Source organism: Streptomyces sp. NPDC104831 (assembly GCF_055583025.1).
Genome location: NZ_JBVJOT010000119.1, coordinates 1 through 8,984 on the forward strand (window position 1 = coordinate 1; position 8,984 = coordinate 8,984).

Sequence of the window (8,984 nt, forward strand, 5' to 3'; positions counted from 1 at the left end):
CCGTTACGACAAACGCGGGTACGTCTTCCTCGGCACCGCCACAGCAGCAGCCCTGGTCATCTGGCTGCGAACTTGATCGCCCGGACAAGTCCTAGAACGGCAGGAGGGCCTGCTCCGACTGTCTCCGCCGTGAGCCCGTGGGTCTCCAGGTACGCAGGTCGACGCCGACACGGTTGTGGAGAGCATCGACAGCGGCCTGGACCGGGGGCCCTATCAACCCGGTGCCCACTCCAGCCCGCAAGCTTGTTGAGCGGTGTCAGGTAGCGGTGTTGGTGATCAGGGACGGGTGCGCTGACCTAGGCTGATCAGATTGGTGTGCAGCTGTGGGTTGGTCGTGCCCTGGGCAGCGGGGTGGGGAATCCGCATGGGCTGGCCCAGGGACGGTGCTTTGAACTGCGTGTTCTCAGGCTGGGGCTCGTGTAGATCAGTTGGCGTCATTTTCGATGTGCCGGTGCCCAGCTTCAGTGATCGTTGGAATCGGCGGTGTCGGGGCGAGCTGTCCGGTCGTAGTCGAAGCAGGTAACGATGCGCGGCCTTGATCGGCAAGGTTTCGGCCACTGCGTGCGATTGCCCGGCGGGCCTGGGACAGCTGTGGGTACGGTCGATCGGTTTGACGGCTGGCGGTGTCCGCCGGCGGGGAAGCGTCGATCGGCGTGTCGTCGCATCGCAGGTAAGGGCGGTTTGGTGGGCAGCACACCGAGCAGGAGATCGAGGAGCAGTTCGCGCAGCTTCAGCAGAAGGTCGGCGCTCGCCATGCGGAGGTGCTGAAGCACTCCGACGGCGCCCAGTTCGCGGAGGAGTACGCCCGGCTGGTGAACTCCACCAGTGAACTGGTGGAGTTCGAGAAGACGATCCCCGAGCAGCTGGCCGAACCCGAGCGCAGACGCAGTGAGCGCATCGTGACGTGGTCCTGGCGCGGCCAGGCGGCCTTCGGCGCAGTGCTCATCGCGCTCGTCTTCACCCTTGACCGCTCGTCGTGGTGGTTGGTCCTGCTGGTCCCGCACTTCGTGGGAACGGTGGCCGGCTGTTTCCAGAAGGTCGGAGCCGAACAGCACCGTGACCGCCGCCTCGGCGGCATCGCCCTGCACGTGATCGCGCTCCTAATGGCCCTCATGAGCCTGAGCGTGATCAGCCGGTGGTTCATCATCGCCGCCGCCGTGGGCTGGATGCTCGTCGCCGGGTCCTCGATGGACAACACGGGCGCCGACCCGAAGGAGGCACGGCGATGAGCGACGACTACAGCTACCAGGTCCGCCGCCTGGAGAGCCGGACCGGCGGGATGGAGCACGAGCTGCACTCGCTGCGCTCGAAGCTGGGGGAGGTCGAAGACCTCGACTACGAACTGCGCGACATCCGCAGCGACATCCGCAGCCTCGAGGACGACCTCAGCACCGTCCGCAACCAGCTCACCGAGCTGGACGACGACGTACGCGGCGACATCCGGGACACCGAGCAGGCCCTCAAGCGGCTGACCGGCCGCGTCCAAGCCCTCGAAGCCCACCTGCTCGCCGCGGGCGGCGCCCCGCTCGCCGACCTCGACACCATCGACCCGGAGTGGCAGAAGCTGGCCAGGACCGCCAGCCACGGCTGGAACGTACGCTCCGGCCTGCTCCACAGTCACCAGCGCGAGGCCCACCGCCTCAAGGTCCGCGAGTACGAAGGCGCGATCGCCGAACGCGATGAGCACCGCGACAAGGTGGTGGAGGCCGCCGGCATCCTGGCCAGGCAGCCGCGCACGTCCCGCGAGTTCAAGCAGGCCGTCATGGACTTCGGCCTGTCCCGCACCCTCGCCGCGAGGAACGATCAGCGGGCCCGGCAACTGGCCGGCCCCGCCCAGACCGCCCAGGCCGCACTGGCCCAGGACGACTCTCTGAGGCAGGCGAAGGCGTCGCTGATCGAGCAGGGCGACAAGGCGGAGCGGAAGTTGAACTGGCTGTTGCGCGGCCGTCTGGCCGACGCGATCCGCGACCGCGCCCTGCTGCCCATGTGGTTCGTGACCGTGCTCGGTCCGGTGCCGCCGGCGCACAAGACCCAGGAGTGGATGGACCTCGCCACCCAGGTTCTGGCCTACCGGGTCACCTACGGGGTCACGGACCAGGTCGTCGCGCTCGGACCGGCGCCCGACGCGTACGTACCGCGCCGCACCGAGTGGCACCGCGAACTCACCAAGGACCTGCGCCGCTGGTAGCCCGGCCGGGCGGCAGGACACGCCTGTGCAACCGGCAGGGTGATTCGCTCCTTGGAGGCGGGAGAGCGTGAACGCCGCCCGGTGCCAACTGCCCGCAGTCGAGCACACCCGACGCGACAAGGACGGTGTGCCACTGGTCCTCACTGCCGCGACGCGGGGCGGTACGGCCGCGGCCGGGGATCAGGACCACGGCGTCGGTCCCGGCCCGCCGACCATCCCGCCCGGGGGGCAGCCGTTCAGGGTGCCCGTCTGGTAGTAGCCCGTGATCCGGCGTCGGCCCGCCTTCGTGGTGTTCGTGGCGTGGAAATAGGACGCGGGGATGCTGAAGACGCGGCGGTCCCGGCCGGACTCGTCGGTCACCTCGACGGTCCGCGCGCCTGGCTCGTAGGAGTGCACGATGACGGTCTCGGGGTAGTGGGAGGTTGCCCCGCCCCGGCACGTCGTATAGATCTGTCGGGCCTCGATGCGGTGCATGGCTTCCCCTGGGAGCGGGTGACTGGTCTGGCGAGAGTAGCGCCTCGTTCAGCTGGTCAGCGGTGATGGTCAGCACCGCCCGCGCCCGCCGCGGTGTCCTGCCCGCCGAGCGGGCCGTCATCGAGGACCAGGGCCAAGATGCCGAGACTGCGCGTGCGGGCCGGACGTCAGGTGCCGACTGCTGGGCGGCCGAGGCGATAACTACCAACTGACCTGCTATTACCTCTGGTTACTGTGAAAATCCAACATCATTTGAGGCGCCTGAACCCTCGGTTGCCCCCCCCCTGGCTCGGGTACCGCGCGCAGCGGGCCGGCGAACCGGGCCTGGTACAGCATCCCGGCCGCCTGCTCCACCTCGGCGGGCCCTCGGCCGCCGGCCCGCCGACCGTCAGGACACGGGCTGCACTCCGGTGCCGTCCAGCGCCGCGCGGCACCACTGCACCCCGGTGCCGTCAAGGACCAGGAGGTGACTGCCCGGGACAGCCGCGGTCTTGGCCATGGCGGACAGCAGCCCGTCGGCCAGCGCGGTGCCGTCCTCCTCCCGCAGCGGCCGGGCGCCCGATCCGTAGGAGCGCACCTGGTGGTAGACCTCGTCACCGCCTTTGACGACAAGCGTGAGGTACTGGGACGACTGGCGCTCCCACTTGACCTGCACGATGGTGTCCGCTCGCACGGTCCGGCTGCCGTAAACAGTGCTCTGCGCCCGCACCCACACGTCCTGCATCCCCATGAACCCTCACCCTCCCGTACCGCGATGCACCGACGCCCCGATTCTGCTGCTCCCAGATCACCGCCGGAGGGACGTTCGAGGAAGACCAGCCGACCGGGGCCGGCGTACAGCTCGGGCCCGGTCCTCTGACAGAGCGGAAGACCGGGCCCGGCCCCATCCGGCGCCGCGGCCGGACATCGGAGATCACACCCAGTTGACGCCCAGCTCCCGCAGCGCGGCCAGCTGCTCCTGGGCGAGCTTGTCGCGCCGCTGCTTGGTGTTGGAGACCCATACGCCCAGCTTCACGACCACCGGCTCCTCCGCACCCTCGACCGTGACCTCTTCGGCGTGGCCGCGCGGCACCGGCCGATCGCCCTCCCGCGCCACCCACTGCGTGAGGGCCGCCAGACCCCGCTGGAGCGCCTGCTGCGCCTTAACTCGCCAGCGGCTGGCGGCATCCCGAGCAGTCGTCGCCGACCTCCACCAACAGCTCGGGCTCCACCAACGTGACGTCCAGCCGCTCCCGGGACCTCACCCGGCCGGTAACGAACAACCCGCCCACGGATGCCCGGCCGGGCCCGGTGGAGCATCCGGCAAACGCTGAGGTCGTCAGCGTGGTCAGGCGAGACTGTCTATCCTGGCCTCTGCAGATGACGTGCGTGGGGGTGGAAGAAGTGAGAGTGACTCTGCAGGTCGCTGGTGAGGCGGCTGAAGACGAGGTTCGATCACTGCACGACTGGCTGCTCATGGACCGCTCTTTTCGGCGGGACGCACAAGTAGAGCTGGCCTCGTCGTCCGCGCCGGTACCTGGACAGCAGGGTGCAGTCCTTGATTTGGTGTCACTGGTGATTGGTAGCGGAATCAGTGCTGGCTCCTTAGCAGTGTCCATCGCATCGTGGCGGGCTACTCGGCCCCAGGAGCCGACCATCACTGTTGAGCGTGCCGATGGCAGCAAGGTAACGATTTCTGGCTCATCACGCGATGAGGCCCAGCGGCTGCTCGAGCAGTTGCTCGGCGAGCAGTAGTAGGTTCAGCGTGAGTAGACTTGCCGACCCATCAAGATCGAGGGCATTGTTCATCGGAGTGGACAGTTTCGCGAACTTTGAGTCGCTGCCAGCTGTTCGCCAAAACTTGCTTACACTCGGCGACCTCTTTGCTGATGGTGTGTGGCAGCTAGGGTCGTCACACTGTGTTCAGTTGCTCAATCCAGGCTCGACACGGGAAGTCGACCAAGCAATCGCCCACGCGGCAGAGGCGGCGACTGATACTCTGCTCCTCTACTACGCTGGGCACGGACTACTCGATCGCCAAGGCCGTCTTCATCTCGCCATGCCCGACAGCGACAAAAGCGCTGTCCATTCGACGGCGTTTCCATACGAGTGGGTGCGCATGCGGCTGGCTGAGAGCGGTGCTGCGCGTTGCATTGTTATCCTTGATTGCTGTTTCAGTGCACGCGCGATGGGCGTCCAGTCGCCTGCCTCAAACATTGCGGCGCTTGCTGAGACGGAAGGCACTTACGTATTGGCGGCTGCCGATGAACGTGCCATTGCCTTGGCGCCGCCCGGCGAAATGTTCACCGCCTTCACTGGCGCCTTGGTCCGGGTGCTGACAGACGGTATCGCCGATGCGCCTGAGTTTCTAGACTTAGACACGATTTTCCGAGGTATCCAGGTCATCCTACGGCGTCAGGCGCGGCCTGATCCGCAATGTCTGGGCCGTAACCAGGTGGGCCGGATGCCTTTCGTAAAGAACCCGGCCCATGTGCTGGATCAAATGCAAGATGTTCGGTACGACCTCCAGACTGTCTTCGAAGACCTTCATGTTGCGCGGTCTCTGGCCGACACGTTGCAAGCCGTCTCGGACGGTGTTGTATCCGGTCTGGGATTTAGGCGTGCCAGCGTTAACCTCGTACGACCAGATGGCGACTTGGTAGTGGCGTCCTTTTCCGGAGAGAAAGATATTGAGATCACTACTGTCGGACGTATCGGTAGTCGCGCTTCATGGGAAAAACGTCTGTCCGAAGGTGAGGTGTGGGGCGCCTTGCGCTTCCTTTCTCATACGAAGGGATGGAGTCCCGGCGACGGCGATATCCCAGATTGGTATGTAGACGGTCCCCTACCTCGATCCGACAGCGAGTGGCACCCCGCAGACCGTCTATTCGCACCCATGTACATGCCTGGCACACCCGAACGAGAACTGCTTGGAGTCATCACCGTAGATGGGCCCCACACTGGCCGACACCCCGGCCCAGTCCAACGCGACGCCTTGCAGTCCTATGCTCTCCAAGCAGCCATTGCGATAAGTAACGCCCGTCTGCGCTCTAACATGCAGCGTGCTCTGGTCCGCCTCGAGCGTGAACAGCAGGCGCTGCGCGCGAGCGAGGAGAGTTTCCGACAAGCCTTTGAATACGCCCCAAGTGGCTTTGCCATTTCGGAAATGGGTGGCGATCAGCATGGGCGCATCTTGCGCACTAACGATGCCCTCTGTCGCCTGCTTGGCCGTCCAGCTTCCGCAATGCGCCGTTATAGTTTTGCTGACCTTGTTCATCCAGACGACATCGCCATCATGCTACGAACGTCCGCCGAAGGTGGACGCGCGGAACTACGCCTTGGTCGTCGCGATGGCACATATGTCTGGGTTTCTCTGCGTAACTCAGTTGTCGCGGATAGCGCGGATGGTCCGCGTTTTCTTCTTACTCACATTGAAGATATCGAGGAGCGGAAGCGACGCGAAATTGACCTTGTTCACCGCGCTTCGCACGATGACCTAACTGGTCTTCCGAATGCAGCCGAGCTGCGCTCGCGGCTTTCGGCTTATCTGTGCTCAGAACCGAACCATCGCAGAGCGGCGGCGTCCCCCGGAGCAGAAGCATACGATGTATCTCACATGCACGTTGTTTCCCCTGATCGTGACAATAGAGCCACAGGAATCGCGGTCTTGTTCTGCGACCTGACTGGTTTTGCAGCGATCAACGAGGAACTGGGGTATGAGGCGGGCGATGTGGTTATTATCGAAGTCGCGCGGCGTCTGTCGAAAAGCGTTCACAGTGGAGACACTGTTGCTCGGTTCGGCAGTGATGAATTCGTGGTTTTGGCTCAGGGACTACGCCAGGTTGATGCTCAGGAATACGCAGTACGTTTGAGCGATGCGATTGGTATGCCCATTGAAGTTGCGGGCCGTAAACTCGTGGTTGGTGCGAGAATCGGCATAGGCTGGGCACAGTGTGGCATGCTAGTCGGGGAGATTTTGACATCAGCCGCTCGAAACGCATGAGCGTCGGGACGCCGCCGCCTTTCCGCAGGGCAATCGCGCTGGCCTCGATCCCGGCAGAACCGGGGCAGAAATGCGACCGCGCAGGCCCTCAGTGTTAATAGTGCGCCCTGAACTCATGAATTCATTGCACTGAGCAAGAGGAGCAGCGTCCTCGCTACGTACGCCAGCGTGGTACTCCCCGGATTGCCTTCCGGCTGATACCAAGATCTCTGCTGCACCGCCGGTCGAATCTGCGCAGCGATGCAGCATCAATCTGGCTTTCACCTTTGGGATTTACGCCCATTCCATGCCCAGCGCGGCGAGGGCTGCGCGCTGCTCCGGGGTGAGCCTGTCCCGCCGTTGCTTGGTGTTCGAAAGCCACACACCCAGTTTCAAAGGCACCGGCTCCTCCTCGCCGTCGACCGTAATCTCGATGACCGTGTTGCGTGGGACGGGCCGCTTCCCTTCCCGCTCCATCCACTGTGTGAGGGCGGCCAGGCCCCGCTGGAACGCTTGCTGGGACTTGTCCGGGCTCTTCCCGTGCGCGGCCGCCGGGGCGGGAGGCGGAGCTTCAGGGCCCTTGATGCCCAGCGCGGTCAGCCGTGTCTGCTGTTCGGGGAGGAGCTGTGGCCAGGTGCCGGGTTCCTGTTGCCGCCAGCGCCAGGTGCCGATGTCGTCGCCGTCGTAGGTGACGCCGGGTGCGATGTGGGGCAGGTGGCCGTCGGCGTCGACCAGGTCGGCGAGCACCCGGTAGTGGCGTTGCCAGTTGAGCGGCCAGGGGCAGTTCCAGTCGGGGTCGATGGCGGCCAGCTGTGCCGCGCGCTGCTTCGCCCGCTTCGGGTCCTTTCCGAGACCGCCTTTGCGGCGGAGGTTGGCCATGTGCTGCCCGATGGGGACCATCGACTCGCCCTCGCCCCACACCGCGTCCTGCCGGGGCGCGAGGTGCCCCGTGGCACGCCGGTAGGCCCGGAGAACGGCGAGCTTCCTCTCCCACGCTTCGTCACCGGGCTCCCACACCATGCCGGCCTCGGGTGCGTCGAGCAGTTCCTTGCGGTGGGGGTCGAGTTCGCCGGTGCGCAGGGTCTTGCGCTGCTGGTGCACCCACCGCCCCAGCGGGAAGTCCTTCGTGACGCCGGCCTCGGTCTCGGTGTCGTAGGGGACGGCGTACAGGCCGGTGATCCCTTTCTCGTGGCGCCAGCGCAGCAGTGCCTGGTAGCCCTCCAGCCACACCAGCGACTCCGGCCGGTAGACCCGGGTGCGCAGGAACGCCGCGATGGTCGCGGCGTCGCGCGGACTCGAGAAATGGAGCAGCGCGGACTCGGCAGCACCGTCCGCGCCGTAGTCGTGCTCCTGGTCCTCGCCGTCTCCTTCGCCGCCGGCCCCGACGATCCGCCCGTCCGCGTCGCGCCGGACGTGGACCTTGCGCTTGCCGCTGGTGAGGGTGCGGGAGGCGAGCTGCTCGACCAGGCGCTCATCGTGCGAGCGCAGGCCCTGGAGCACGGCTACGAGGGGGCGGAACGAGGCGCTGGCGACCATGTCGGTCGGGTCCTCGCCGGGCTTCAGGAAAACCGGCACGATGATCCTGGCCACCTTGGTGGAGCCGTCCTTGTTGGGCCGGAGCGCGCGGCCGATGTTCTGCACGATCTCGACCTGGGAGCCGCGGGTGTCCGCGAAGCAGATCGAGTCGACTCCACGTTCGTCGGTGATGTCGACGCCTTCTCCGAGGACGCGAACGCTGGCGAGGAACGCTCGGTGGACCCGGCGTCCGGCGGCGTCGATGCCGCCTGCGAACTGCCGCAGGGTCTCGCGTCGTTCGGCGACGGTGTGGTCGCCGCACAGCCACGCCGACCACACCCGGTCCGGCGGGACGTGACGGCCGGCCTCGAGTTCGTAGAACTCCGCGTCGATGGACGACGCGGGGAGCTTGTCGGCGGCGGCCAGGTCCTCGTCCGTGGCGTCGTTGACGTACAGCTCGGCCGCCGTATCCGGCAGCTTCTCTGCGAACGCGGAGGCCTCCTCCACCCGCTGGTGGAACGTCATCACCGTCTTGAGATTCCACCTGGCGGCGTGCTCCAGGAGCGCGGTCTGCAGCAATGCCATGCGCCGGCCCCGCAGCGCCTCGTCCGACTCCCCGTAGACGGGGGAGGGGTCGTGGATCTCCAGCACGTCGATCTCGATCCGGCGAGGATGCCACGCTCGATCGTCTCCGAGAGCCCGAGCTCGGCCAGCCACGGCCCGTAGGTCTGGGAGTCCTGGCACATGGCGCCGGTAACGGCCACGGTGGACTGGCAGCACACATGCTCGGCCCCGGTCGTCCCCGCCTTCCGGCGGCGGGACGCCTTTCCCGGAAACGGACTCCAC

At 66.1% G+C, this 8,984-nt stretch carries 7 protein-coding genes and 3 pseudogenes; 5 read left to right on the forward strand and 5 right to left on the reverse strand.

Annotated elements, in window-relative coordinates:
• Positions 1-461 precede the first annotated feature (461 nt).
• Complete coding sequence (locus ACZ63H_RS38080) at positions 462-755, reverse strand: hypothetical protein (RefSeq protein WP_469873043.1); 294 nt, start codon at positions 753-755, stop codon at positions 462-464.
• 6 nt (positions 756-761) lie between these two features.
• Here ACZ63H_RS38080 and ACZ63H_RS38085 point away from each other — a divergent pair, with 6 nt between their 5' ends.
• Both ACZ63H_RS38085 and ACZ63H_RS38090 read left to right on the forward strand, forming a co-directional pair.
• Positions 762-1,229 (forward strand): hypothetical protein, encoded by a 468-nt coding sequence (locus ACZ63H_RS38085; RefSeq protein ID WP_469873044.1) that lies wholly within the window; start codon positions 762-764, stop codon positions 1,227-1,229.
• Entirely contained in the window at positions 1,226-2,188 is a 963-nt protein-coding gene (locus ACZ63H_RS38090; RefSeq protein WP_469873045.1) for a hypothetical protein, read from the forward strand. The genes ACZ63H_RS38085 and ACZ63H_RS38090 overlap by 4 nt, the downstream gene beginning before the upstream one ends.
• Positions 2,189-2,368: 180 nt before the next feature.
• Here ACZ63H_RS38090 and ACZ63H_RS38095 read toward each other — a convergent pair whose 3' ends face one another.
• From ACZ63H_RS38095 to ACZ63H_RS38105, 3 genes and pseudogenes are all read right to left on the reverse strand, one after another.
• The gene (locus ACZ63H_RS38095) at positions 2,369-2,662 is read right to left on the reverse strand and encodes a hypothetical protein (protein ID WP_469873046.1); all 294 of its coding nucleotides are present in this window, start codon (positions 2,660-2,662) and stop codon (positions 2,369-2,371) included.
• A gap of 388 nt (positions 2,663-3,050) precedes the next feature.
• Positions 3,051-3,392: a hypothetical protein gene (locus ACZ63H_RS38100; RefSeq protein ID WP_469873047.1), complete on the reverse strand. Its 342-nt coding sequence runs from the start codon at positions 3,390-3,392 to the stop codon at positions 3,051-3,053.
• 183 nt (positions 3,393-3,575) lie between these two features.
• Positions 3,576-3,806 (reverse strand): annotated as a pseudogene (locus ACZ63H_RS38105) (helicase associated domain-containing protein); the annotation flags it as partial.
• 245 nt (positions 3,807-4,051) lie between these two features.
• Between ACZ63H_RS38105 and ACZ63H_RS38110 the strand changes: the two are divergent.
• The 3 genes and pseudogenes from ACZ63H_RS38110 (at position 4,052) to ACZ63H_RS38120 (ending at position 6,644) form a co-directional block, all read left to right on the forward strand.
• Entirely contained in the window at positions 4,052-4,396 is a 345-nt protein-coding gene (locus ACZ63H_RS38110) for an effector-associated constant component EACC1 (RefSeq protein ID WP_469873048.1), read from the forward strand.
• Positions 4,353-5,045: pseudogene (locus ACZ63H_RS38115) on the forward strand (caspase family protein); the annotation flags it as partial. The gene ACZ63H_RS38110 and the pseudogene ACZ63H_RS38115, both read left to right, overlap by 44 nt.
• Before the next feature lie 99 nt (positions 5,046-5,144).
• Positions 5,145-6,644 carry a diguanylate cyclase domain-containing protein gene (locus ACZ63H_RS38120; RefSeq protein ID WP_469873049.1) on the forward strand — a complete coding sequence of 500 codons (1,500 nt, stop codon included), beginning with the start codon at positions 5,145-5,147 and terminating at the stop codon, positions 6,642-6,644.
• A 273-nt stretch (positions 6,645-6,917) separates the two neighbouring features.
• Here ACZ63H_RS38120 and ACZ63H_RS38125 read toward each other — a convergent pair.
• Positions 6,918-8,984, reverse strand: a pseudogene (locus tag ACZ63H_RS38125) (helicase associated domain-containing protein); the annotation flags it as partial.